This is a genomic window from Caldivirga sp. MU80, assembly GCF_001663375.1.
GTDB lineage: Archaea > Thermoproteota > Thermoprotei > Thermoproteales > Thermocladiaceae > Caldivirga.
The window spans coordinates 1-25,611 of record NZ_LCTF01000038.1; the positions used below are offsets into that span (position 1 = coordinate 1).

Consider the following 25,611-nt stretch of genomic DNA (forward strand, 5'->3'; position numbering starts at 1 on the left):
CCCCTTTCTCTTCTCCCTCTCCTTGGTTAATAGGTCCCTTACGGCTACCCTAATTGCCTCACTCCTGGATGGGAATAAACCACTTTTGGCAAGTTCATCAAGCCCCTCAAGCATCCGCCTCGGTATGTGAACGGAGATAAGCATCATCCTCACCCCAGACTTAGACCTCGGCATCAACAACAAGCAAAACAACACACATTTAAATATTACCCATATACTCCTCGAGTTCTAATCCCTTCCCTGGTTGTATTTCAACTTTGTATGCTTTCTTAGCATGGTTTGTCATCCTCATCTTCTTTATTATTAGCCACCTCCTGACTTCCTTAGCCTCTGTGACGTTGTCCATCCACATGTGTATTATGCCGTCTGCAATGTGCTCTAGGCCAAAGCCGAAGCTCATTTCGGTTGTTGGTGCGTATTGGCTTGTTAGGAGGGCCGTAATATTCTGCCTGTACAATGCCTGCCTAAGCCTGTAACTAAAAGCCCTAGCCATCGCTGGCTTATCAGCCCAAAAAGCCGTCATTGAGTCTATGATTAGCCTACTCGGTTCACTTGGCCTACCCTCCTCGAAGCCAAGAAGCTCATACGCCTTAGCCACCGATGCCTCAAGAACCTCAATGCTCAAAGCCCTACTCGGCCTCCTCCCACCCTTACCCTCACCCTCACCCTCCTCCTCACTAGCCTTAAGCATTTCACGGTACTGCCTATAAAGGCCGAATAGGTCGATGACTACTAGGTTTACTTCACCTGGCTTAACCTTAACACGCCCAGCGAGTGCATCAACGAGGTTCACTGGTTTGTAGTCAGTGAACCTCATGTTGAATTGGCCAGCCTGCCTAACAACATCACGAAAACTGGACTCCGTAGTCACGTAAATCACCGGTTCACCACTCTGCAGCCCACTCCATGCGAAGTGCATTGCCAAAATACTCTTACCAACACCAGGCTCACCAGTAACAACAACCCAAGTACCCCTAGGAACACCACCCTCAAGAGCAGAATCAAGAACATCAACACCAAAAGCCTCCCTCTCAATCTTCACCTCCCTACTTACCTCGCTCCTCTTCGTTTCAGTTTCCTTATCCGTGGTCTTCCTCTCCTTATCCATATTAAGGTACCAGGGCTAATATTCTTTATATGGTATAAAAATCTTCCGCAAACTAAATCAACATGTCTCTGGGCATTACCTTAATTACCTGGAATGGTTATATTCATTGTTGACCATGGCCTTAATGGATAGTAACCAAGCAATTATACCTATAAACACGTAAAGCCGCTGTGAAGTGTGGATGCGTTAATAGTGAGTGAGGTTGAGTTACCCAGGGACTTCGCGCTAATGGCCTCGAGGTATTTCGATGGCCTCATCAGGTTTACAGTTGTTAATGCTGATTTAAGTGGACTGTGGCGTAGTTACTTAGACCCTCGTAGAGGGCAGGTTAGGGCTGACCTACTCCTCAGCGTCATCGGCCATGCCTTAAGGGCCCAGCACCCTGGCTTCGGCAGGTATGTTGCGGTGGTTAACGCTGACGGTTACGTGCCCGGTTTAAACTTCGTCTTTGGTGTTGCTGAGGGTGATTACGCCCTGGTGTTCACGGCTAGGTTACTTGGGGAGTTGCTAGTAACCAGGATACTTAAGGAGGTTATTCATGAGGTTGGCCACACACTGGGCCTTGGACACTGCGAGAACCCAAGCTGCGTGATGCACTTCAGCAACACCCTCATGGACACGGACAGGAAGGGGCCTGGCTTCTGTCCAAGGTGCATGGTTAAGGTTAGGCGAGCCTTAATTCACCCACATTGAATACGTTTAAACCCAGGAGGCTGTGCGTATTATGGCATCAGCGGGCACGGGGGTTGGCGGTAAGGTTAGGGTTGGTTTCATAGGGGCTGTTTCGGTTTTTATGGTTATTTGTAGTGTATGTATTTATTAATGCCTAAGCCCTCTTAGGGCTATTAAGTAGGCTGATGCGGTGTGCCTGTCCAGTCCATGCTTCCTCATTGTTTCGTCGTGTTCTTTGGAGTTTGTTGTTCCCCTTGGGTTTACGTATTTGACCTCAATGCTGTATAGTGGTGCCTTTAGGGCTATTCTCTCGATGATTGAGCTCCTGAAGGTTGCAACCTTATGGTTGTAGTTCTCATGCCTCCTATCGCCACCCCTAACCCACACCAACTTCAGCCTGCCAAGAATCTCCGGGTTCTCTAGGAACAAGGTCTTGACACCGTGGCGGTAGGCGTAATCAAGCATCTCATGAATCCTCATACCAATTATGCTCCATGCACTATGCCCACTATAACCCTTCCTAGAAGTCTCACTGAACCAAAACGTCTTATAATCCCTTAAGCCACCCTCCTTATCAATAATTGCCAAATTAATCCTATCCACATTAACATCAACGCCACCGAATAGCCTACCACTATTACGCCTATGCCTAGCCATGTGCTCGTAGTAAACATCCAACGGCACCGTTACGTGTACTTCACCACGTAACCACAACCGGTTACCTCTAACACCGTAGTCCCTAACCACAACCCTACCCATGTATTTAACTCGCTCAGTGAGGACTGCATTAAGCAACTTCCCATAACTCCTCGGCACGGTTGGTTTAATAACAACCCTGCCAGTTGATCCATCATAACTAACGGTTGTGATGCTGAACTCGCCACCCCGCATTAAGGTTACATTTCTAACTGGGTACTCAAGCTCACTTTGTTGAAACATCAACCAGTTCGAGAGCTCGACGCTCCTAAAATCAACACCCAACGACCTACATGACTCATAAATGCCCATCACCAGGGTTATAGCACCGTCAGCATACCTACGGTTTGGGATAATTTCATAGGCAAACTGCCTAAACATGCTCTTCCAACCAATCCTATTCCCAGGCAGTACTTCCTGATGCTTTGCCACATCCAACACCCTATGAGCAGCTATTTTAAACAACCACGCCGTCGACAACAACTCCCTGGCTACATCCCCATCAACATTAAATGGCAACTTAATGGTTAAGTAATCCACGGAGGGATATCCCTCAAAAGATTTATAAACCTAACCCCAACACCCTTAACAGTTACCCTGGGGTCCCGAGACCCGTAGTGGCTGGGAACCCCTGGCGACAGGGAGGGAGCCGCTGCGGTGAGCGGCCCCAGGGAGACCGTCGAGAAGCAGCCGGTAGAGACAACAAACCTCTACCGCCTCCGGAGAGACGGCTGGTGGGATAGCTAACGTACACGCCAGGTACTACAGGGAGTTGCCTAACGTAGAACTTGTAGGGGTTGCTGAGATAATTAAGGAGAGGGGTCTTGAGTTCGCCAGGAGGTGGAACATACCGGAGAGTAACGTCTTCACAGACTACAGGGAGATGATTGACAAGCTTAGCCTAGACGCCGTGAGCGTAACTACACCCCACAGGTTGCATGCCGAACCCGCAATATACGCCCTTAAGCACGGCGTCCACGTCCTTGTGGAGAAGCCCATGGCCTCAACGGGGGCTGAGGCCCTGGAGATGTATAGGGCGGCGGTGTCCTCGGGCAGGGTTCTTGAGGTTGGCTTTCAGAACAGGTTTGAGGCCCAGATAATGGCGGCTAAGAGGATCGTGGCCAGTGGGCTGTTGGGTGAATTCTACTACGGCGAAACCCTGGCCGATGGTAAGAGGCGTAGGGGGATACCCACAACCCCAACCTTTTACACTAGGGAAATGGCTGGTGGTGGGGTTGTGCTTAACAACGGAACAAGTCTCGCCCTTTAGGGCGGGGTTGCCCCATTATGTGGGATTCATAGCGATGGTTTTATAAAGACCAGCAGAGATAGGATTTTGTACTCGGGGTGGTGCCCCCGAGAGGGGGGTTACTTCCCTCACAGATGAGCCGGTGGGTCGATACCCCACCCTTTTCACCACCCCGAGGACGAAAACATTAACCCCCAAAGAGGGGCAACGGACGAGACCCCCACAATGAAACCCCACCCAAAAAGGGCGGGGAGGGGGTCATTTAGGGTGCTATGCGATAGACAACGCAATGAACATACTCGGCTTCCCCGAGGTTGATAGGGTCAGTGCCCACATCTTCACCGCGATTGGTAGGAGTAAGGATGCCATTGTTGAGGGTGGGTGGGGTGCCTGGGACGTGGATAGGTTTGAGGTTGAGGACTTCGTTGTTGCCAAGATAGTGCTTAGGAACGGCGGTGTGTTGATAATGAAGGAGGCCTGGGCCATGCATAACAATGATTTGGGTAGGCCATTCTACATGGGCACCAGGGGAGGCATTAAGCTGAATCCACTTGAGGTTTACAGGGATGAGTGGGGGCACATGACCACGGTAACCGTTAACCTACCCAACAGAGACCCCTGGAGGGATAAGGTAGGCAGGTTCATAGATGCAATAGTTAAGGGGCAGCCATCACCAATAGACCCAAGGGAGGTCGTGTATGAGCAGCTCATACTAGACGCCGTATATGAATCAGCCAGGCAGGGTGGAGTTGAGGTTAAGCCAACGATACCGGACGAGGTTAAGCCAATCATCGGCAGGGTGAACCAGTGATGGTTGTTAAGGTAGCCATAGTCAGCTTCGCCCACGTCCACGCACCAGGTCATGCGGAGCAACTGCTTAGGAGGAGGTCTGAGAGGGGTGACGTTGAGGTGGTGGGGGTTTATGATGATAACGTCGAGAGGGGTAGGTTCTACGCAGGTAGGTATAACCTGAGGCTACTCGGGAGCATGGATGAGTTAATTAAGCTTAAGCCAGATGTGGCAGTGGTTGACTCTGAAACCTCAAGGCATGCCGAGTACGTTAGGCAGTTGGCCGAGAACGGCGTTAACATATTCTGCGAGAAGCCGATTGGAGTTAACCTAAGTGATGCATTGAACATAAGGGACATTGTTAAGAAGCATGGGGTACTCTTCACCACAGGCTTCAACTCAAGGTTCAACCCGGAGAACATTAAGGCCAGGGAGTTGGTGAATAGTGGGGCATTGGGCAGGGTAAGCATGATTAGGGTTAGGGTAGCCCACTCAGCGGCTGTGGATAGGTGGTTTAAGGGTTGGAGTGAGTGGTTCGCCGTAAGCCAATACTCAGGTGGTGGAGGGTTCCTAGACCTCGGTATACATGGAGCCGACCTACTTAGGTATATACTGGGTGATGAGGCGGTTGAGGTTCACGGGCTAGTGACTAACTTCACCTCAAGCTACAACATTGATGATGAGGGTGTGGGTTTGGTTAAGTTTTCAAAGGGGACCTTGGGCATACTGGACGCGGGCTGGGTGCAGGTAACCGAAGGCCTACCCTGGTCCCCACTGGAGATTTATGGCGATAGGGGTGCGTTGATGAGGACCGAGATTGGCCTAATGTACTACACAAGGGACCAAAAGTCCTGGGTAAAGCCAAACATGGATAGGACTAGTAAGACGGCCCTAGATGAACTAATCGACGTTGTCCAGGGCCGTGGTGAATTAACTATAACAATTGATGATGCGGTTAAGGCACAGGAAATAATAGAGGCCGTGTATAAGAGCAGTGCAGAGGGTAGGGTAGTTAAGCTACCTCTGGTTTAAACTAACCAATGAGGACGTTGACACTAACAACAATCATTATTGCCATTGCCCTGTTTATCAAGCTACCACTGGCGTTGGGGATTAATGCAGTAGGCATATCGGACAACGGGACAATGATCCTCAACGGCAGGGTCTTGAATTACTCGTACTCAGCCCAAGGCGTCATGGGTGTTTTAACCCTCTACAACGCCTCCTTCACCTCAGTGGGCTTCGTGGGTGGCAACGTGGCTAGTATTCAACTAAACGCCGTGGTGACCAATGGCAGGTACTACTACTGGGTCCAGGACATAGCCCACCTCGAGCCTTTAACGGGCTCAAGCCTAATGGTCTGGTTCTGGGATGACCTATGGAACGTGAGTTACCCACAGGCCCCACTGATGCTGAGCCACGTGAGGGGTAGTAGGGTTTACCCAAGTAACCAGCAGTACGCATACTACTACAGGCACGTTGAGCCCTCCATAATGGTTGTTAAGCCGCCCATAACCGTGGGTTGCATGGTAACAGTGTCCTTGACCCCAATGGGTTACATTAACATTAGCTACTACTACATGTTAAACGCAACGGGCATAGACACAGGTTGGATCAGATACGACTCAGTAATTGTGATGGATGAGTCAACTGAAGCCTACATAACCGTGGGTGGGTTTAACCCGGGTGGGTTGAGTAACGACATTGAATGGGTTGTGGCAGGCTATACGGCGGCGGCCCAACTTTACGTTTACTACTGGAATGCAACAGCCATATTAATGTATGAACATGATGGCCATTGGTATGTGCCACCCAGCGCCCAAACCAGGTCCTTCGACACTGGCGAGTCGGTTAATGGTGTTTACGGCATCAGGGAGATTTACAATGAGTTAAGAGGGTTCGTGGTACAGATTAATGGCACCGTGAACAACACATACCTATGGGTCCCTAGGGCCATTGCCAGCTACAGTAACGGGTTCTTAATAATTCAACCAACGCCTAGCGGAGGTAAGTGGATTACAACCATCATCAACCCCAGGGGAGTTGCGCATAGGTTAAGCGGCTCGGCGTTAAGGGTTAAGGTTAACGGAACAGGCAGATACATCATAAACATAACCCTCTACGCCGGTAACATGAGCATAGTAACCTATAGTTACGTAGTCCTAGTCAAGGGTGTTGAGCCATGGTTACAGACAACCCTGCTACTCATCCCATTGGCGGCTGCAGTAGTGCTTTTGGTTAAGCTACTTGGCGTTAGGCATAGGCAGGGTCTTTAAATAGTGTCCAGTGAGTTAATCAGAATGCCCCTGGGTAGGCTCATCGTCGTCGGTAGTGGACCTGCAGGTAATACAGCGGCTTTGTTGGCATCTAGGATTGGGGTCAGGGTTACCATTATTGATAAGGCTAGGCACCCCAGGGTTAAGCCGTGTGGTGGCGGCTTAACGCCTAAGACCATTGCCCTATCCAGGATCATCAACCTTGATTTAGGCGAGGTCATTGAACATGAGTGCGGTGAGGTGGTTGTCGTAACGCACGCGGGCTCTTACCTGCTTAGGTTTAGGGAACCCTTGATTAGGGTTTCAAGGAGGGAGAGGCTTGACGAATTCATGTTTAGGGAGGCCCTGAGGAATGGCGCGGAGTACGTTAATGATGAGGTGGTTAGGGTTGAGGAGGGGCGTGGTGGGGTTAAGGTGATTGGCAGGAGGAGCATCTACGAGGCTGATTGGGTGATTGGGGCTGATGGTGCCCCTTCAAGGGTTGGTAGGTCCATTGGACTGGTACCTAGGTCCAACGCCGTAGCATTGATGAACATTGCATCAGGTAAGCTAGGCATGGATGCTTGCGTACTGGACTTCACCAGGGTTAAGTGGGGCTATGCCTGGGTCTTCCCACTGGGTGGTGGTGATTACGATGTTGGGTTAGGTTCAGCCCTGAAGGGCAGGTACAGCGGGTTGCTGACCAGTTACGTTAACGAACTTGGATTGAGACTCGGCAGGGTAATGGGGCACCTAATACCCTACAGGCCACCTAGCCAAGTGGCTACGCGCAGGGTTATGCTGACCGGGGATTCCCTGGGACTGGCGGACCCAGTCACTGGGGAGGGGATATTTCAAGCAATGCTGAGTGGTGCATTGTCGGCATTGTCGCTGAGGCATAGTAATCCAACTGAGCATTACAGCGAATTAATGGGGAGTTACCTAAGGGATAACCAGTACGCCTTAACCACAGCCTACATGGTTTACGGCATTGATGCAACATTCCTAAGCAGGTTCATGGGGCTAACAGGCTTTAGCCAAGCAGGTGTTGTTAACATCATTGAGAAGACCACAGGCGGTAAATTAACTTATAGGGAGGCCTTAAGGGAGATGGTTAAGTCAATGGTTAACGCAACACCCAGAATCATAAAACACATACCCCCACTTTAACCGAGTCTCAAAGAATCCCCATACATCCGGTTAAACACCCATAACAATGGCAATTCACACCCCTCAAGATACCTAACAATGTCAAAGGCATCAACATCACTTAACTACCCTTAAAGAGGTTACCATTTCTCAATATTCACTAAAATCCGTAAACTACCCATTGTTTACGATGGTGTAGGTCTCGAATAATCTTAAGAGGAATATGTTATAATGCTGCTGAAGCCACGAATAGGTTAGGTAGTAAAATCTAAACATTATGCTACTTAACATCTTTATTTGAATATTACTACACATTTAAATTATGATGATTAAACATTGGTTTTGATGATATTAATAATTGTTATATTATTGATATTTTATGGTAAAAGAACTCGGGTTACGATGGTTAGAGTTTATAATTAAGTCCATGGAATCTAAGCTAAGTTAAAAATTATCATTAGCCGTTTCAGGGGTTTAGAAAAAACGCTAAGAATATAAATTTGCAGGTTGATAGGTTTAGTTAATGATAATTAGGTTCTACTCCATTGCGGGGAAGACTGAGGCTATCGAGAATGAACTGAGGAGTATTGTTAATGACATTAAGGTTGAATTGGCCAAGAGGGGTATTGGTGATGATAAGGTTAGGTTAACGATAATTAAGGTTAGGGGTGATGTCACGGGTGAAGTGGTTAAGTACCTTGATCAACCTGAGGGGAAGATACCAGGTCAGTACAGGTCCCTCATAGTTAGGATGAGGCAGGATGGGGTTTCAACGTTCCCAGCGTTAGTCATTAATGATAGGAAGGTGGCTGAGGGCGATGGGTTAACAATTGACGTGGTTAAGTCTGCCCTGCTCAGGGAGCTTAAGGATGAGTTCAACCTGGAGCTACCTGCAGCCAAACCAGCTGAACAACCCCAGCCGGCTCAACCAGCCCAGCCACCACAGCCAGTGCAGCCAGTCACCCCACCACCCCCGCCAATTGAGGTTCCACCTCCGCAGGTTATTCAACCCCAACCAGTGAGACCAGTGGCCCCACCACCTCCACCGCCACCCCAGGAGACTCAGCAACCCCCCTCAATACCACCACTTGCCCAGCAACCACAGTTAACAGCCCCACAGCCCCAGTTAACCCAACCCATACAGCCAATACCAGTACCCATCCCACAGCCGGCTCAGGTTTCCATTGGGGAGCTTAGGTTTAAGGTGATTAACGGTAGGCCTGATGACTGCAATGACTGCGTGTACTACGGCAGGAATAAGGGCTACTGCTACCTATTCGGGCTCAAGGTGGTTGATCCGTTAAAACCCCCATGCAAGTCCATAGCCTAAGGCTGGGCCATGGATCAGGGGCAAGGTTTATAAACCCTACCCTTCAGGTTGTCCTGTAAGATATGCAGGGGGTTGCATTATTCGAGGTCCATGGCGATAGACACGTCATCTACTTTGACCTAAACGCCGTTGGGTTAAGTGAAATCAACGTGGAGGAGAGTCAATTCACAATACTAAATGAAGTTGAGAACGAGCTACGCGGCATCATTGATAAGTATGGGCCGCTGGCAACCAGTGATGTCGGGTTTGAGTACGATGACTGGCCAATGGGCAGAGGCATCATACTTACACGCCTATACATGAGGGATGGTGAGGTTAAGCTAGTGCTACTGGCATCATACGGGAGGAGCCTAATAACAAAGTTAAGCAGCAGGTTAAGTAAACTGGGCTGGAAGCCAATCTTCATCTTCGACATAAGGAAGGTTGCAAGAAGCAGGTACCCACAGCGCTAAGCCCATTAAATGGGTTAAACTTTTATACAGGCTCAAGCTAAAGGCATTAGGGCCCGTAGCTCAGCATGGATAGAGCGGCGGAGGGACGGCTCCGCGGGGAGGGCCCTCCTTCTATGCCATGAAATCACATTTTCACGTAGACCCCTGAGGTCACAGAAACTACGCTATGCGCCTTACAATGATGCGCCAGAGCCGCAATGCAATGAAACGGCATAAAGCTTAAAAATTTTGCAGATACTCAATAATATCCCCGCGGACCGTGCCGCCGCACCTTCTAAGCCGTAGGACCCGGGTTCAAATCCCGGCGGGCCCGCCATCAATCTTGAAGGGCATGGTTACTAATTAATGATTAAAAAATGTATACATATTAGTACACATAAAAGCGGTGTTGCGCTGCATAAGTATGCATGCCTAATGACGGCAATATTTAAAAATAATGCCATCGTTAATGAGAGCCATGGTTAAAGTCTTGAAATACCTGTTAGTAATGGCCGTGGTACTGGTGGCTATATCCATATGGAGTGTTAATGTAACGTATGCGCAGCAGTCTTATCCAACCTTCACCGTTGAGGATGCATTCCCATGGAACTACGTGCTCCTAACCCCCTGGCCTGCACCATGGTGGAACCCATACGCGTCAGGTAACCTAATAGGTTGGGCCGGTACCTATATGCCTCTTGCCGAGTTTGATGACTCTACTGGTCAGTGGTGGCCTGTTTTGGCTGAGAATTGGACTATTTTTCCAGATAACCACACGGTCATAATCTACCTTAGGCGTGGTTTGTATTGGTTTAATGGTTCGGCTACGATACCCTTCACCGCCTGGGATGTTTACGCGGAATTCTACATTGGTGTTAAGGCCTTTGACTGGTTCTACCCATACCTAATGCCGCAGAATGTGGATAAGGATTTAATAGTCATCAACAACTACACAATATCAATACACTTCGATCACTGGACCGCCACTGGTTGGGTTTGGCCATTGATAGAGTGGATAATTACGCCATGGCCAGTTTGGGAGAAGGTTGTTAATGAGCTTAAGACCATGAACGCCTCACAAGCATGGACCTTCGGCCAGAAGAACATAAGTGAGATGGTTGTTCCGTATTGGGGCCTTTCACCATACTACGTTACCCAAGTATCCCCGAGTGAAATATGGATTCAACTCGAGCCCGAGTACTTCAATGGTAAGCCACTGTTGGCCACGTGGGATGAGATACTGCCATTCCACACGTGGCAATACTTCCCGAAGATAGGCATATACATTGGGCTCTCAGGTGGGGTTACACAGCTGCTTACCTTAGCCGTTAAGAGTAAGGACTTCTACATACCATCATGGTTCTCAACACCACCAGACTACGCAGTCTTCAACAAGTCTGGCTACACGTACTACACCATGCCCGACATATCCATAGTTGGCTTCAACCTACCACTCTACTACCCATTCACCATACCGCAGGTTAGGCAAGCCTTCCTCTACATTATTAATAGGACTGAGGCTGCATTAGCCTTCGGCCCCTCTTGGGTTAACGTACCGGTCTACATTAATGTACCTGCGCCGGCGCCCAATGTATTGGCCGGCTTCTGGTTAACCTTCCCTGAGGATATTAGGGCTATGGTTGTCAACTTCACCCAGCCCAACTGGACTAAGGCAGCTCAGCTCCTTGAGTCAGCCGGCCTATACTACAAGAACGGCCAATGGTACCTACCAAACGGAACACCACTAACCCTTAACGTATATGCGTCAAGTACATCACTACTCTTCTGGATACTTGACGACCAGGAAGCGGCTGTGCAGGTGAGTAAGTTCGGCATTAAGACAACCTTCTACACACTTGAGCCTGGCATATGGAGTCAGCTATGGCCCTGTGGATTATCTAAGATGGGTGCAACGGCTGATTGGCTGTACGCAGGTGCCCCAAAGGGTGGTGTTAACACGGCTTGGATATACTACGACATAGCCCAGTACGCCGCTGGTGGTGTCTATGAGAGTGGATTCTGCGCTAACTTCACAGGTTCAACAGTCACACCCTTCGCTTACCCAATTGTCCAGAATAACCAGGTTGTTGGCTGGTACTGTAAGCCATTAACCACGAACTTCCACATACCTAACAACACTGTGATAACCTGCGTCAACTCAACCTTCGGCTACATTAACCTAACAAACTGGGAGAATGCAATAACGGCGGCTGAGCCCGGTTCAGGCGCATACTATGATTTGGTTAAGGCGTATTTCGCATGGTTCGAATACTGGGTGCCGGGTGTTGAGATAGCTGAGGGTGACTTCGGTGCAGTTTTCCCGAAGAACATGATTGACCCAATGTGGGCCTATGACTGTATGCCGTACACCAACCCCAAGTACACCGCGGCAGCATATTCACTACTGTACAATTGGGGTATTGGCTGGGGTTGGGATGGCTTTAACCCACAGTTCAACGTGCAATTATTCATGGGCGCCTTCGCACCCCCTGGAGTCATGCCTGCGTTAGCCCAGGCCATTGTTAACGGTAGTCTTTGGACTAATCCGGAGCTCTACAAGTGGGCAGTCTTCATTGGTTTGCCAACGCCGGATCCTGAGTTGCAGGCTTGTGTGGCTTCATACTTCCACACAACGTACACACCAGTCACAACAACCACCACTACCACGACAACCACTACTACGACGACTACTACAGCAACTACCACTGCTGTTAGCACTGTTACATCAACGGCGACAGTAACAAGCACAATAACCACAACTGCAGTATCAACCACAACAGCAGTGAGTACAGTAACAGTAACCAAACCAGTAATCAGCACAGCACTGGTGATTGGGATAGTGGTGGTAGTCATCGTAATCGCCGCAGTAGTGGCAGTAATAGCATTGAGAAGGAGGTAATACATTAAAGTCCGGGGTTAAATCGTTAAAATCCATGGTTTTTATCATCTCATTAATGATGTAGGACTTATATAGTGGTGTACCCAATGCCTCCTTCAATGAGTAGGAGGTGGGTCCCCATCTACATGACCATATACGCATTGTCTGCGTCGTCGAATTACTTCTTCGTTAAGTTTGGCTTAGACTACTCATCACCATTGGTGTACATGTCCGTAAGGTACCTGTTGGCTGGTGTCGTGTTGATTATGATATCCATGATTATTAATGGTAACTACCACATAATTTTCAATAGGGATGTCGTGCTGCTCAGTCTCTTCTCATCCATAGCCACCGCGCTGTGGGCCTATGGCTTGGTTTACATAGACCCTGGTTCATCAGCCATATTCGGCTATACAATGCCTCTATTCGCAATACCACTATCAATACTGCTGCTTAACGAGAAGCCGTCGAAGGCGAGCATACTAGGTACTGCACTGGGGCTCATCGGTGTTTTAATATATGGGTTATCGGCAGTGAGCAGGGGTGTCTCGCTACTGGGTTCAGTAATAACCGTGGTTAATGCGTTGTTTTGGGCGCTTTATAGTATTTACTTCAGGAAGTTGAGCAACTATAATGGGCTCATCGTGGTTTCAAGCATGTTCATCTTCGGCTCAGTAGTCATGGCCATAGCCGCCTTGGCCATGTATATGTATGGGGATAGACTTGCCTTGAGCGTTGATTGGGGGTTCAACTTCATGGATTACCTAATGGGTACATCGGTAATTGGCGGCTCTGTCCTCTTCCTAGTATGGTACCTGATGGTTAACTCGGTGGGTGTCGCCAACGTTACAGCCTACATATTCACGGTCCCGGCATTAACATTAATATTGAACTACATAATAATGGGCATTAGGCCAACCATAAACGAGGTTATCGGTGCCTTAATAATGTTCATAGGCATATACCTAGCCTCAGCCGGCACCGTTAAGGGGCATGGCGCCTAATCGGGTTTATGTTCATGTTTACCGGTGGGTCTATGCATCCTACCCTTTCCACCACCCACCTTACTCTTCTCAGTCTCCTCCAGTATATCCACCCAGGTTAGGAAGCAGTCTGTGATGGCACTACCTGTACTACTCATTGAGGTCACCCAAGGTACTTCCTGAGGAAGTTCACAGTCCTTTCCCAAGCATCCTTGGCAGCCGCCTCGTTATACACAGGCCCACCCTCGGTGGCGAAGGCATGCCGTGTACCTGGGTAGAAGGCCATTTCGAAGCGTGGTTTATAGGTTATGACGGCCCTCATTAAGTCTGGTAAGCCCTGGTTTATTGATGGATCCTCACCGGCGTAGATGGCTAGGATTGCACCCTTCACCTTGGCTAAGTCCTCAAGGTTCCTTGGGTTCCTTCCATAGTAAATAACGCCGGCATCGAAGGGCACCCTTGTTAGTGCCTCAAAGGCTAACCCACCACCCATGCAGAACCCCATCACGGCAACCTTACTTACTCCATAGGTCTCCTTAACGTGGTTGTATGCGGCAACCACGTCGTTAATCATCCTCTCCTCAGTCTTAACCCTATCAACCACCAGCTCCCTAACAATCTCCTGCTCCTCAACGGTTAAAGTCCTCATGAGTTCAGCCACGGCTTCACCGCTAGCCCTCCTCTCAGGCGGTATAGACCAGAACCTCCTCATAACCGCAGTGATCCTCTCCTCAGTGAACACGTTAGCCCTTCTGGAGTATAGGTTTGGTGCAATGGCCAGGTAGCCCAGTGAGGCTAACCTCCTGGTGATGTTCCTTATGAAGTCCGTTATACCGAATATTTCGTGAACGACCACAACCGCTGAATTAGCACTAGTGGATGGCCTAACCAGGAAGGCCGTAACTTCTGCACCATCGAAGGACCTGTACTCGACAACCTCCTCGCGTTGCATGCACGCTTAGGGCTAGTTATGTTTATTAATATTCTTCAGGGCTTATTAAAAATAAGGATGGTTTAATGAACTGCCGGGTGATTCTCTCCTACGCCGTTACTTGGATTGTTACTGAGGCTTCTCCATCAGGTGCACTAACGGTTACGACGTTACTACCTGGCTCGTGTAGCTTAACCTTAAACTCCACGGTCCTCTCCTCCCCTGGGTCCAGGTAGACCCTATGCTCCTCCACGGTTAGGCCATTGACCTTTAGCTTAATTGGCGCTGGGTCACCAACCTTACCCTCATTCCTCAATGCTGCCCTCACCTTAACCACCTCATTAGGCTTAACGCTTGGTTTATCAGCCGCCACATTAATTACCTTGATTAGGGACTTGGCTAGTTGACTTATGGTGAACCTACCCATTAACCTAATGTCCATTGATGACGAACCAACTAACACTTGGTAAGCCCCAGGCTCAACTGTACGCCTAAGCTCGGCGTTATACATGGCTAGGTCGTCTAGGGTTAGCTTAAACTCGACAGTGGTCTTCTCACCGGGTTTAAGGGTTATTCTCCTAAAGCCCCTAAGCATCATAAGTGGCCTAGCTATGCTTGAGTACTCATCCCTAACGTAAAGTTGAACAACCTCATCACCGGTTAACTTACCCACATTCTCAACGTTTAGGGACACTGAAACAACCCCCTCATCTTCATTAACACTGACCCTAAGGTCACTGTATTTGAAGGTAGTGTAGCTTAAACCATGGCCGAAGGGGAAGAGTGGGGTTGAAGGCATGTTAACGTAGTCATACACCCTACCACTGGGTTTAGTGAAGTAGTAGAGTGGTTCTTGCCCCTCATGCATGGGCCAGGTTACTGGTAGCTTACCACCGGGGTTGTACTCACCCAGTAGGACCTCGGCTATAGCCTCCCCACCCATCTCACCTGGGTACCAGGCCTCAACAATGGCAGGTACCTTAAGCATCCAGTCACCCACCACCGGTGAACCCGTTGTTAACACTACAACAGTGTTCCTATTGACCTTAAGCACCTCCTCAATTAGCCTCTCCTGGCACCTCGGCAACCTTAACCAAGCCCTATCCCTCTGCTCACCCTCAATTATGCCTGCAAAGACCACTGCAACGTCAGCCTTAGCCGCAGCCTCAACGGCCTCCCTAACCATTGAGTCGTCAACTAGATCCCAACCGAGCTTAATGTATGCGTAGCCGTAGTTCAACCTACCGTACTCAAGCCTAACCTCATACTGTCTCCCACCCTCCAGGCTAATGGTGGCTGACTTAGGCATATTACTAACCATACCCCACGAGTCAATGAGCAGCTTACCATCAACAAACAGCCTAAACCCACCACCAGAAGCGTAAACCTTAAACTCATAAGTTCCCGTGGCCGGTGGCGTTATGTAGCCCATCCACCTAACGGAGTACTTACCTGGGTCCAGGCCTGGGTATGGTGGATCGTAGCCAAGGTCAAGCCTGAAGAACCCCTCCCAAGGTGCATCAACCCTAACGCCAACTGGCTCACCCTCTAGGTTGGGGTTGTTGAAGTACTCACCCCTAAGCCCACGCCTACCCGGTTCACCCATGGGTGTCAGGTACCTTGTTGGTATTGGGTAGTCTGGGTCCATGTCTGCTATGCAACCCTTCGCATGGGTAACGTTAACCCCCCTATTCCTAAAGGCCTCAAGTGGCGTGATGACCCTCCTCGGCACTGCACTATAGCCTCCAAGCCTAACCTCATCGGCGAATGGGCCTATCAACGCAATGGACTTAACCTTACCCTTGTCAATGGGCAGCGTGCCGTCGTTCTTAAGCAGCACTATCGCCTTCCTAGCAGCCTCAAGGGCCAGTTGCCTATGCTCCTCACTACCAATAACCTTAGCCTCCTCCGGGTTAACGTAGGGTGAGTCGAATAGGCCTATCAGGAATTTCACCCTTAAAACCCTCCTAGCAGCCTCGTTGAGCGCCTCCTCACTTACCAAGCCCTCCTTAACCGCCTTAACAAGCGGATCACCATAGTACACGTAGCCTGGGAACTCCACGTCTAAGCCGGCCTCTAGGGCTAGCTTAGCCACCTCCTCAGGCTTATCAGTGATGTAATGCCTATTCGCTATACCAGTCACTGAGCCGTAGTCAGAGACCACGAAACCCTCAAAGCCGAGCTCCCACCTAAGCACCTCGGTTAACCAGTACCTATTCATTGAGCAGGGTACGCCGTCTATTGAGTTGTAGGCCGCCATGACCGACAATGCACCGGCCTTAATTGCAGCCCTGAAGACGGGGAGCTCAGTCTCCCTAATGAACCTCTCACTCATGTGAATCTCAGCACTATCTCTACCACCATCACCAACGAAGTTCATTATGTAGTGCTTGGGGGTTGCCACAATACCCTCCTCCCTAAGGGCCTTAACGTAGGCGTAGGCCATCTTGGAGGCCAGGTATGGGTCCTCACCATAAGTCTCCTCAGTCCTACCAGCCCTAGCATCAAAGCTTAGGTTGACCACTGGTGATAGGCATTGCCTAATACCCCTAGCCCTAGTCTCCCTAGCCGTAGCCTTAGCCACCCTGTACATTAAGTCAACATCCCAAGTGGCGGCTAGGGCAATGGACTGCGGGAAGACGGTTGAGTACTTGGCCACGCACCCATGTAGGCACTCATCATGGATTATGACAGGTATTCCAAGCCTAGTCTCCTCCAGGAACCTCCTCTGGGTTTCATTAGCCCTAACCGCACCCTCACTGGGCTCGGTGTTTCTAAGAATCACGGATAGGTTACCGACGTCAAGCCTATCCGTTAGGGCTGACCTGAGTTGGATAACCTTCTCCTCAAGGTTCATCCTACTTAGCAGGTCCTCAACCCTATCGTCAATGGGCCTACTGGGGTCCTCGAAGGGGGACATTAAGCCATCCTTATCATGGTCGATCCAACCGCCATGGTAAATGTCCCTCCTCTTAACACCACTGGGTATGAAGGACTCAGGTACCATACAGAACCCTACAACTTAAGGTATCCCTATCTTCATTTAAAAGTAATACCCCTGTGGTTTAATGTAGTTTAGTTTTTAAAGCTCCACTAATACTCAGATGCATGAAACTACGCATGTTAATCGCCAGGGTAATGCTGAGGTATTACTGTGCCTATGCATCACTGCTTCGACTTCAGCTTAGGGAGGGTAAGCGTAGGGGCCGGGTTGAGGGATGATGAACAGGCCGTGGGTACTGGCCTTAGCACCACTGCTGATGATTGCAACAGCCATCACCGCCAGCGCCCAGTCCACTGTATGCTGGTACTATTGGCCAAACGTAACCATTAACCCCGGCCAGGGTTTACTAGTTCAGGTAACGGGTGGTTCATATGGACTCTACGTCTTCACACCCAGCCAATACACCAAGTGGAGTAGAGGCATGGTAACCTACTCGCTTTACTCAACACAGGTGAACGTGGGGGCTTACCTAGTGCGCATTCCACCGGGCACCTACTACGTGGTCCTCTACCCAGTTAAGTGTGGTCAACTTGTTAACGCTAGGGTTAGCGCCATTGGGTTAGCGCCCACGGGGGTGTCCTCCATGATGCCCATGAATACCACGGCTGTGTTAGGCTACTTCTCAATATCATCGATGAGGGCTTGGAATGGCAGCTACACCGCCGTCAACGTGATTAAGGCCCCCATGAGTGGCGCCAGCCTTCAGTTAAACGCCGTGGTCATGGTTAAACTGAGTAATGGTGGTGTGCAGGAGTATTGGGTACAGGACGCCCTAATGTTCATAACCGACGCAAACGTACTCAACGTAGCTGACAACACCTGGAACTTCACGGAACCTAATGCTAATGTTTCAAGTTACTTGGTTAAAGGTTTAGGGAGTGTTCATACGTATTCCGCTGGCAGTTACTACGGTTACCTAGGTAAGGGAGCTAGGTATAACTTGCCCTTGGCTGGTTACCTTGAGGTTAACGTGACTGTTATCAACGGGTCCGTGGTGGTTATGTTCGGCTACGCCTTAATTAGGAACGGTTCAATATATGGCCCACCGGTCATTAAGTGGTTTGACAATGTCACGCTGGGCGTCAACGCCAGTGGTGCATTCATAGAGACCACACCTTATAGCCTAACCGGCAACGGTGGGTCCTATGATGTTGAGCTTGTCTTTGGTGGATACTACTCAGGTGAACAAACCACCTTTGAGAGCATGTATGCCCAGTTGGCTATAATGTACTGGGATGGGTTTGGCTGGTCACCCTACCAGGATATATACAACTTCGGCTTAAACACAGGTGAATCGGCCACCGACCTCGTGGCCTCAATAGCACAAAACGGTAATGTTCAACTCACTGTAGGTATACCGTACTACGGCCTGTTAAGCAGTGTCTTTAAACCGACGATACCGACAAGCTTCGTTGAGGTAATTTACCCAAACGGAACCTCGTTAAGCTTCTACGTGCTCAATGAGACAACGGTAACCCTACCCCCCGTCATAAGGGGTAGTGGGGTGCTTTACCTCTTCAAGGGGCTCCTGGTTAACCAAAATGGCGCCGTTAGGCTGCTGGGCAATAACTCCATCACCATAACACCCACCAGCGGTGAATTCTCGGTTAACGTTATCATTGGTAATTACAGTAGGTACATCCTACTGAGCCTAAGTTCAACATTCCCGATCAACGTAACCCTACCCAACGGCACATTCACCACTACTAAAATGGTTAGTTGGGTTGAGGCTGGTTCGAGGGTGATTATTAAAGTTAGGTACGCCTACCTGTTCAATAATCTAACAAGGTTCATAACCCTGAATTCAACCGCAATTAACCTAACCATAACCAAACCACTTAACTTAACCATAGGCTGGGTTAGGCAGTACATTGTTAACGTAAGTAGTGTAGTGCCGATCAGCATTAACGGTACTTTGATGCTGCACTTCATTGGTTGGGTTAACGAAGGCTCCACTATAAGGCTCCTGGTACCTAGGTTCACATACTTCGGCAATGGCACTAGGTTTATGGCCCTTAACGCCTCAACCATTAGCCTAACCGTAACTGGCCCCATTAACGCCATGGTCACGTGGGTTAGGCAGTACTTTGTTAAAATCACTAGCCCAGTGCCTATCACCGTTAATGGGAGTAGCGTGGCCAATGCAACACTGTGGGTTAATGCGGGCGGCATCATCAATGTGACTATCCCAAGGTACTACATGATTAACGGTAATGTTAGGTTACGGCCGCTGAACACGTCAACGTTGGTAACCGTTGATGGGCCGCTTAACTTAACTGTGACTTGGGTTAGGCAGTTCCTGGTTAGGGTGCTTAGCCCAGTTCCAGTGCTCGTTAATGGTTCGCTCACGGTTAACTTCACAGGTTGGGTTAATGAGTCAAGCGTATTGTTCATCGAGGCCCCTGGCTACTACTGGCTTAACAATGGGAGTAGGTTAATGCTACTTAACCAAAGCCGAATCAGACTGATCATAAATGGACCCATTAATGTCACTATTGCTTGGGTTAGGCAGTACATGGTTAATCTGGTTAGCGTGGCCCCCGTGACAGTGAATGATACGACCGTTGAGGTACTCAGTGGGTGGTTTAATGAGGGTAGTGTGCTTAACGTTACGCTCAGTGCGGTTAACCTAGGTAATGGGACTAGGCTAATTCCGCTCAACGAATCAGGGGTAGTTAAGGTGGATAAGCCGCTTAACTTAACTGTGTCGTGGCTTAGGCAGTACCTAGTAACCGTCTCGAGCCCGCTCGCCATTAATGTTAATGGGACTTGGACCAGGAGCTACGTCAATTGGGTTAACGCCGGTAACCTACTTGTCATTAAGGTGACGAGGGCTCGGGTAGGCGCAAACATGACGATAATAAAGCCCATTGGCATTGTAATTAACGGTGTACTCCACCACGCATTAACAGTTAATGCCACCGTTGATATGCCGCTGACCATTACGGTTGAGTGGGGGGTTAGCTACATAGCCTACTATGCCCTGGCGCTACTAGCCGTAACCCTAGTCACAATTGCCCTTCTAATACGTGCCAGAGGTGGTTAATATTTTTGTTAATTGTTAACCTGTACTTACCCCTATTCTCAATTTTTCATTATTAAGTAATTGAATTGTGTATTACATTGCTGGGCGTAGAAAGGCTTAAAAGTGCTTCATGCATGTGGCTTATGTATATGTCTGATGTTGCCTTTGAGTCACTTACACCGGCTGAGTGGTTTAGGCGTAATAAGGAGATTGCCGGATTCTCAAGCCCAAGCAGGGCGATGTACCAGACAGTTAGGGAACTTGTTGAGAATGCCCTAGATGCCACTGAGAACCACGGCATTCTCCCCACCGTTAAGGTTGCGATTAGGTATGTTGATGAGGATAAGGACATCTACTCAATTTATGTTGAGGACAATGGGCTCGGCATACCTGAGGAGGAGATACCAAACGTCTTTGGTCAAATATTCTACAGTTCGAAGTACAGGATAAAGCAGCACAGGGGTATCTTCGGGCTTGGGGCTAAGATGGTCGTCCTCTACGCCCAATCCACCACAGGTATGCCCGTTAAGGTAACGAGCTCCATAAGGGGTTCACAGTACGTGTACACCTACGAAATTAGCATAGACACCGTTAGGAATAGGCCAGTTATACACAGCCACACCAGGGTTGAGAATAAGTATGGGTGGCACGGCACGGCTGTTAAGGTAACCCTGGAGGGTAATTGGCAGTACGCTAAGAGTAGGGTGGAGGAGTACCTAATTAGGACGGCCATGATAACCCCATACGCCGACATAATACTCATTGAGCCAAGCGGCGAGGTGCTTAGGTTTAACAGAACAACTACACTACTGCCCAAGCCACCGGTGGAAGGCCTACCACACCCAAGCAGCATAGACCTAGAGACCTTGAGGCACTTAATAAGTAGGAACAGTGACATACCCTTAGTCGACTTCCTCAAGGAGAACTTCGACGGTGTGGGTGACGAGACCGTTAAGGAGTTTCTGAAGACTGTTGGCATTAGGGCTAGTAAGCACGTTAAGAGACTCAGTGAGGCTGAGTTGAGGATGCTGGCCGAGAAGATGAGGCAGTTCACTGGTTGGAGGAGACCTAGGGCTGATTGGTTATCACCAATCGGGGAAAAGATACTGGCAAGTGGAATACTCAACGTGCTTAAGCCTGAGGCCGTCTTCGTAACCACCAGGAAGCCTGCATCATACTCAGGGCACCCATTCATAGTTGAGGCAGCCATTGCCTGGGGTGGCTCATTGATGCCTATGGATAGGCCACTGCTGTACAGGTATGCCAATAAGGTGCCTTTACTGCAGGATGAGGGTAGTGACGTGATTAGGCATGTGATTGATGAGGTTGATTGGAGCCAGTATAAGGTTAAGTTCCCAGCGCCCATAGCCGTGGTTGTACACGTGTGCTCAACCAAGGTACCCTACGCCTCAGCGGGTAAGGAGGCCATCGCCGACGTACCTGAGGTTGAGAAGGAGGTTAGGTTGGCCGTGAGGGAGGCTGCCAGGAAGCTTAAGGTTTACCTAGCCAGGAAGGAGAAGGAGCAGGAACTCTTGACGAAATACGCAATACTGAAGCTGTACACCGAGGAGGTTTCAGCAGCCCTATCCTTCGTATCCAATGTTGATAATGGCTTAATTAAGACAAAGCTTGAGGATTTGGTTAAAAGGAAGCTGGGCCTAGACATACGTGCAGGGCCACCGGCTATCGCAAGCACGGCGGATACCACTCAACCTCAAACTACCTGAGCTACTCATATTTAATGCAGGGTACGTTAAGTTTATGCGCACCCCCCGGCCAGCGGTAATTGTAGAGATCTCATAATTGTTACCGATAAGCAACACAGGATTAGTTCTCATCGCTGGATCACTTGGCTTCACTGGTGGTTCCTTGGTATGGCTAACTACGCCTCTGCTCCAATTAACTGTAAAGGGTGTTACATGGAATTAAGGCTTAACGCTTGGCACCTGCGTAATTTTACTTAAACAACCATGGACATTGCGACTTGTTGATTGACTAGGTTTCAATCTTCCTAGTCCCCTCAACACCCTTAAGTAGTATGTAGAATAGGGTTACAGCTGTGGCGTAGAGCGCTGAGGTTATGTAGAGTGGTAGATCTAGGTAACCGATGTCGATTAAGTAGCCTCCTAGTTCTGGCCCCACCGTGCGAGGTATTGAAGATAACATGTTCCATATACCAAAGACCCTACCCCTCTCCTCTCTAGGCGTCAACTCGTTGATTAGCGACGTTAATAGTGGGTTAGCCATATTCATCAGTGTGTTCCTAGCTATGAATAGGGCTAATAGTACAGGTAGGTTGTATATGGATGGTATTACAGCCAGTATTGCCGTGGCCAAGCCCTCCAGGCTAACCACAGCCTTGACCCTGCTGCGTAGGAACCTTGATACGGCAGGTGCGGTTAACGTGCCTAGTGCCAGCGTTGCATCTGATATAGCGTACACTATGCTTAAGTTAGCAATGTTGATGTGGAACTTGAGGTAGAACCAAAGGCTGAAGAGCGGTATTATAACACCAGCACCAAGCCCTATTATGGCCTCTGGGAGTAGCCTCTTCAGCAACCACGATGATCGTAACCTACCCAAGTCCCCTAGGCTTAATCTATCAACACCAGCCTTTAGTATGGACTTGTCTATGCGCTTAACAGCCGCCAGAACCATGGGTATCGTTAAGTATATGGATAAGGCCTCTATGGTGAAGACGATGCCATAGCCCAGTCGCCCAAGGTAACTGGGTAATGAGGCTATTAGGGAACCAACCACGCTGAAGGCTACATTAAAGGTTGATGAGAGGCTGAACAACTCATCCGAGGCCCCCCTTCGCTTAGCGTACTCACCTACAATGGCGGTGAGCACAACGTATCTGTTGAACAGGGCTGTGAGTAGGTAGGCTGTGGAAACTATGAATGGTACACCTGTGGCCATTAACAGCACCAGTGACCCACCTATTAGTGAAAGCACTGTGAATAACCTAACCCTATCCATTAGGTCAGCCACGTAACCTATAACCAGTGAACCCAGTGCACTCATAAGCGAGAAGAGCCCGATGACGAGTCCTATGAGTGTTGGCCTCATACCAATGTTAAGCATGTAGATTGACAGTAATACTGAGTTGGCTCCCCAAATTATGCCACTTAGCGAGTTGGCTGCCGCTAATAGGAGCCCCTCACCCCCAATCCTCCTTAGGAAACCCTTACCAACTATCCCATTTAGATTCATCCCCTCTACGCAAAAGCCTATTAAGCATTTCCGCTAGCCGCCAAGCCACTTTAGGGATTGGTAGAGGCTATTTAACCCTAACCCAGTCCTTACCCCTCCTTTCGTACAGTGGCCTAACGCTTGAGTAAATCCCCATCACCTCCCTCCAGAACCCCTCCTCCCTGTAAATGACAACCCCCTCCTCTATCGCCTGCAGGATGAATGGTACACCATCCTTCAGCTTCCTTAGGAATACCTCAGTGTTCATGAAAATTGGGTCAACTGCCCCACGGAACATCCTCACAACCCACATGTAAAGCTCATCAGAAACCTTCCTTGGGTCTATTGGAACCTCATCCCCAACTATGAGAACGTCGAAATCACTACTCTCAGTGAAGTCACCTCTAGCCCTGGAGCCGAAGAGGATTATCAACCTCATTTAACCCTCCCCTTAACCCAATTGAGTATCCTTAAGGCGCAGTTTAAGCACTCATCGGCATCCCTCTCAGTGTAATACTCGTAGGGGGCTCCCTCAACATAAGCGTCAGGATACCTAGCCGGAATGTAGTGCTTATCCAGGTAGGCGGCGCATTGTACCACCTCGCCTGGAGCATCCTGGAGCAGGTGAAGTACTGAGTGGCTCCTCCTCTCTATGCCTAGGTATTGGAGCAGGGCCTTAGCTGCCTTTTCCGCGGCCTGCTGAGATAAGAAGCACGCCAGCTCGTAGTAACCTCCTCTTTTAGCATACTCGGTCTCCTCCAAATCCCTTTCAGCTTGCCTTAACCAGTCGCTAACCCTCTTCACCTCAAAACCCTTACGACTTATGAACTCTAAGTAAAGTATTTTAAAGTTACTACCGGATCTTCACCTTGTAGGTTGCAGGTTAATAATCTCCATAGATTTAACGTTGAATGTATTTAGATGCAGGGAATTACCTTAATAATGTAAGATTTAATTCCCCAGTGATTAGATTTGAGTTGTGGATGCTTTACCAAAGCCGTGGTATAACCTTGAGGATTATAGGGCTGTGAGGCTTAGGGAAGCTTCCTACGAGGCTGAGATAGCTGAGAAATTCCTTGAGGAGGGGTTGATTAGGAACGCTGCTGGGAAGGCGTTTCAAGCATGGAAGGCTGTGGTGGCGGCGTACGCGGTGGATAAGGTGGATGATCTTAGGAAGGTCTTTCCGGGTGTTAAGAGGTTGAGGGGTAGTGGTAGGCGTGTAGAGGCAATCATGTGGATACTGGCCATAATGCCCACCTCTAAGTTAAAGGCTATAGCAAGCATCATAGGCGGTGATATTGATGTCTACACAAACATTGCACTAGACCTTCACGACTACCAGTACAATGGACCAGACCCTGAGGGGGTGTTTAGCCCATACCCAAGTGATGACGTTGCTGCCCATGATGTGAGGAGGCTTGTTGAGAAGGTTAAGGAGCTTGTGAACAAGCGGGGTTAGGTGAAATGAAAAACTACACAGCATGAAATCAAGCATCATTTGGCAGGCTGGAAGCACCGTCTCTCTGGAGGCGGTGGTTCATGAAATCTCCACCACCTTCTTCTCGACGGTCTCCCTGGGCCCCCTCACCGCAGTGGCTCCCCACCCGTCGCCGGGGGTTCCTTGCCTCTGCGGGTCTTGGGTTCCTTTGTGGATTACTTAACAATTAGGTTGCCGTTTAATGTTGATGGTGGTGTGGCTGGGGAGTTGCTGTCAACGGCTTGGTTGTTTAGGGTGGCTGCTCATAGGGTGTTGGCTGTGGCGAAGCAAATGCAATTCCTTCCTAGTACTAAGGTTGGTTGGGTGAATGCGTTTAGGGAAAGTGCCTATGGAATTATTCCAAACCGTAGGTATGCTGACGGTGCAGTAACCCTCGTAATGAGTGTTTACGAGTCCTGTAGGGAATTGGGTGTTGATT

21 protein-coding genes and 2 pseudogenes are annotated in these 25,611 nt (G+C 49.2%); 14 read left to right on the forward strand and 9 right to left on the reverse strand.

From position 1 onward, the window contains the following. Positions 1-174: ribbon-helix-helix domain-containing protein (locus AAX04_RS09885; RefSeq protein WP_066797690.1), on the reverse strand; the 174-nt coding region annotated here is incomplete at its 3' end. A 25-nt stretch (positions 175-199) separates the two neighbouring features. Continuing rightward, the gene (locus tag AAX04_RS09890; RefSeq protein WP_202904437.1) at positions 200-1,108 is read right to left on the reverse strand and encodes a KaiC domain-containing protein; all 909 of its coding nucleotides are present in this window, start codon (positions 1,106-1,108) and stop codon (positions 200-202) included. A 177-nt stretch (positions 1,109-1,285) separates the two neighbouring features. Between AAX04_RS09890 and AAX04_RS09895 the strand changes: the two genes are divergently transcribed. Further along, positions 1,286-1,801, forward strand: coding sequence for a pentalenene synthase (locus tag AAX04_RS09895; RefSeq protein WP_238377859.1), 516 nt, complete (start codon positions 1,286-1,288; stop codon positions 1,799-1,801). A 126-nt stretch (positions 1,802-1,927) separates the two neighbouring features. Here the strand turns inward: AAX04_RS09895 and AAX04_RS09900 are convergent, their stop codons facing one another. Then, positions 1,928-3,016, reverse strand: coding sequence for a hypothetical protein (locus tag AAX04_RS09900; RefSeq protein ID WP_066797694.1), 1,089 nt, complete (start codon positions 3,014-3,016; stop codon positions 1,928-1,930). Positions 3,017-3,215: 199 nt separating this feature from the next. On the opposite strand from AAX04_RS09900, the gene AAX04_RS09905 reads away from it, so the two are divergent. The 9 genes and pseudogenes from AAX04_RS09905 to AAX04_RS09945 all read left to right on the forward strand — a co-directional run bounded on the left by AAX04_RS09905 (position 3,216) and on the right by AAX04_RS09945 (position 13,561). After that, entirely contained in the window at positions 3,216-3,746 is a 531-nt protein-coding gene (locus AAX04_RS09905; protein ID WP_084761401.1) for a Gfo/Idh/MocA family protein, read from the forward strand. Positions 3,747-3,993: 247 nt separating this feature from the next. Then, a pseudogene (locus AAX04_RS09910) lies at positions 3,994-4,536 on the forward strand (hypothetical protein); the annotation flags it as partial. Further along, a complete protein-coding gene (locus AAX04_RS09915; protein WP_156519799.1) occupies positions 4,536-5,546 on the forward strand; it encodes a Gfo/Idh/MocA family protein in 1,011 nt (336 codons plus the stop codon). The pseudogene AAX04_RS09910 and the gene AAX04_RS09915, both read left to right, overlap by 1 nt. A gap of 8 nt (positions 5,547-5,554) precedes the next feature. After that, positions 5,555-6,790 carry a thermopsin family protease gene (locus tag AAX04_RS09920; protein WP_066797705.1) on the forward strand — a complete coding sequence of 412 codons (1,236 nt, stop codon included), beginning with the start codon at positions 5,555-5,557 and terminating at the stop codon, positions 6,788-6,790. A 3-nt stretch (positions 6,791-6,793) separates the two neighbouring features. Further along, positions 6,794-7,939: an NAD(P)/FAD-dependent oxidoreductase gene (locus AAX04_RS09925; protein WP_156519800.1), complete on the forward strand. Its 1,146-nt coding sequence runs from the start codon at positions 6,794-6,796 to the stop codon at positions 7,937-7,939. 502 nt (positions 7,940-8,441) lie between these two features. Beyond that, the gene (locus AAX04_RS09930) at positions 8,442-9,248 is read left to right on the forward strand and encodes a hypothetical protein (protein ID WP_066797718.1); all 807 of its coding nucleotides are present in this window, start codon (positions 8,442-8,444) and stop codon (positions 9,246-9,248) included. 62 nt (positions 9,249-9,310) lie between these two features. Continuing rightward, complete coding sequence (locus AAX04_RS09935; protein ID WP_066797721.1) at positions 9,311-9,700, forward strand: hypothetical protein; 390 nt, start codon at positions 9,311-9,313, stop codon at positions 9,698-9,700. 457 nt (positions 9,701-10,157) lie between these two features. Further along, positions 10,158-12,578, forward strand: a complete 2,421-nt coding sequence (locus tag AAX04_RS09940) for an ABC transporter substrate-binding protein (protein WP_066797724.1) — start codon at positions 10,158-10,160, stop codon at positions 12,576-12,578. Between the two features lie 98 nt (positions 12,579-12,676). After that, positions 12,677-13,561 (forward strand): DMT family transporter, encoded by an 885-nt coding sequence (locus tag AAX04_RS09945; protein ID WP_066797726.1) that lies wholly within the window; start codon positions 12,677-12,679, stop codon positions 13,559-13,561. On the opposite strand, the gene AAX04_RS12005 is transcribed toward AAX04_RS09945, so the two are convergent. From AAX04_RS12005 to AAX04_RS09955, 3 genes are all read right to left on the reverse strand, one after another. Next, the gene (locus AAX04_RS12005) at positions 13,558-13,698 is read right to left on the reverse strand and encodes a hypothetical protein (protein WP_156519802.1); all 141 of its coding nucleotides are present in this window, start codon (positions 13,696-13,698) and stop codon (positions 13,558-13,560) included. The genes AAX04_RS09945 and AAX04_RS12005 overlap by 4 nt on opposite strands. Before the next feature lie 5 nt (positions 13,699-13,703). Beyond that, a complete protein-coding gene (locus AAX04_RS09950; RefSeq protein WP_066797729.1) occupies positions 13,704-14,492 on the reverse strand; it encodes a dienelactone hydrolase family protein in 789 nt (262 codons plus the stop codon). 88 nt (positions 14,493-14,580) lie between these two features. Beyond that, positions 14,581-17,478 (reverse strand): glycoside hydrolase family 3 N-terminal domain-containing protein, encoded by a 2,898-nt coding sequence (locus AAX04_RS09955; RefSeq protein ID WP_066797732.1) that lies wholly within the window; start codon positions 17,476-17,478, stop codon positions 14,581-14,583. 214 nt (positions 17,479-17,692) lie between these two features. Between AAX04_RS09955 and AAX04_RS09960 the strand changes: the two genes are divergently transcribed. Further along, a complete protein-coding gene (locus AAX04_RS09960; RefSeq protein WP_162270134.1) occupies positions 17,693-20,521 on the forward strand; it encodes a thermopsin family protease in 2,829 nt (942 codons plus the stop codon). A gap of 128 nt (positions 20,522-20,649) precedes the next feature. Then, positions 20,650-22,227 (forward strand): DNA topoisomerase VI subunit B, encoded by a 1,578-nt coding sequence (locus tag AAX04_RS09965; RefSeq protein ID WP_238377860.1) that lies wholly within the window; start codon positions 20,650-20,652, stop codon positions 22,225-22,227. 268 nt (positions 22,228-22,495) lie between these two features. On the opposite strand, the gene AAX04_RS09970 is transcribed toward AAX04_RS09965, so the two are convergent. The 3 genes from AAX04_RS09970 to AAX04_RS09980 form a co-directional block, all read right to left on the reverse strand. After that, complete coding sequence (locus AAX04_RS09970) at positions 22,496-23,716, reverse strand: MFS transporter (RefSeq protein ID WP_066797740.1); 1,221 nt, start codon at positions 23,714-23,716, stop codon at positions 22,496-22,498. A 67-nt stretch (positions 23,717-23,783) separates the two neighbouring features. After that, the gene (locus AAX04_RS09975; RefSeq protein ID WP_066797743.1) at positions 23,784-24,134 is read right to left on the reverse strand and encodes a nucleotidyltransferase domain-containing protein; all 351 of its coding nucleotides are present in this window, start codon (positions 24,132-24,134) and stop codon (positions 23,784-23,786) included. Next, entirely contained in the window at positions 24,131-24,499 is a 369-nt protein-coding gene (locus tag AAX04_RS09980; protein WP_066797745.1) for a HEPN domain-containing protein, read from the reverse strand. Before AAX04_RS09980 ends, AAX04_RS09975 begins: the two co-directional genes overlap by 4 nt. Positions 24,500-24,674: 175 nt before the next feature. Between AAX04_RS09980 and AAX04_RS09985 the strand changes: the two genes are divergently transcribed. Next, positions 24,675-25,154, forward strand: coding sequence for a PaREP1 family protein (locus tag AAX04_RS09985; protein WP_066797747.1), 480 nt, complete (start codon positions 24,675-24,677; stop codon positions 25,152-25,154). A 162-nt stretch (positions 25,155-25,316) separates the two neighbouring features. Next, positions 25,317-25,611 (forward strand): annotated as a pseudogene (locus AAX04_RS09990) (hypothetical protein); the annotation flags it as partial.

Bases quoted from the DNA above. Each gene is read 5' to 3' on its own strand.
- AAX04_RS09940 (WP_066797724.1), top strand. From the start codon at position 10,158: ATGGTTAAAGTCTTGAAATACCTGTTAGTAATGGCCGTGGTACTGGTG.
- AAX04_RS09960 (WP_162270134.1), top strand. From the start codon at position 17,693: ATGAACAGGCCGTGGGTACTGGCCTTAGCACCACTGCTGATGATTGCA.
- AAX04_RS09935 (WP_066797721.1), top strand. From the start codon at position 9,311: ATGCAGGGGGTTGCATTATTCGAGGTCCATGGCGATAGACACGTCATC.
- AAX04_RS09965 (WP_238377860.1), top strand. From the start codon at position 20,650: ATGTCTGATGTTGCCTTTGAGTCACTTACACCGGCTGAGTGGTTTAGG.
- AAX04_RS12005 (WP_156519802.1), bottom strand. From the start codon at position 13,698: ATGAGTAGTACAGGTAGTGCCATCACAGACTGCTTCCTAACCTGGGTG.
- AAX04_RS09890 (WP_202904437.1), bottom strand. From the start codon at position 1,108: ATGGATAAGGAGAGGAAGACCACGGATAAGGAAACTGAAACGAAGAGG.
- AAX04_RS09920 (WP_066797705.1), top strand. From the start codon at position 5,555: ATGAGGACGTTGACACTAACAACAATCATTATTGCCATTGCCCTGTTT.
- AAX04_RS09970 (WP_066797740.1), bottom strand. From the start codon at position 23,716: ATGAATCTAAATGGGATAGTTGGTAAGGGTTTCCTAAGGAGGATTGGG.
- AAX04_RS09915 (WP_156519799.1), top strand. From the start codon at position 4,536: ATGGTTGTTAAGGTAGCCATAGTCAGCTTCGCCCACGTCCACGCACCA.
- AAX04_RS09955 (WP_066797732.1), bottom strand. From the start codon at position 17,478: ATGGTACCTGAGTCCTTCATACCCAGTGGTGTTAAGAGGAGGGACATT.
- AAX04_RS09950 (WP_066797729.1), bottom strand. From the start codon at position 14,492: ATGCAACGCGAGGAGGTTGTCGAGTACAGGTCCTTCGATGGTGCAGAA.
- AAX04_RS09945 (WP_066797726.1), top strand. From the start codon at position 12,677: ATGAGTAGGAGGTGGGTCCCCATCTACATGACCATATACGCATTGTCT.
- AAX04_RS09975 (WP_066797743.1), bottom strand. From the start codon at position 24,134: ATGAGGTTGATAATCCTCTTCGGCTCCAGGGCTAGAGGTGACTTCACT.
- AAX04_RS09930 (WP_066797718.1), top strand. From the start codon at position 8,442: ATGATAATTAGGTTCTACTCCATTGCGGGGAAGACTGAGGCTATCGAG.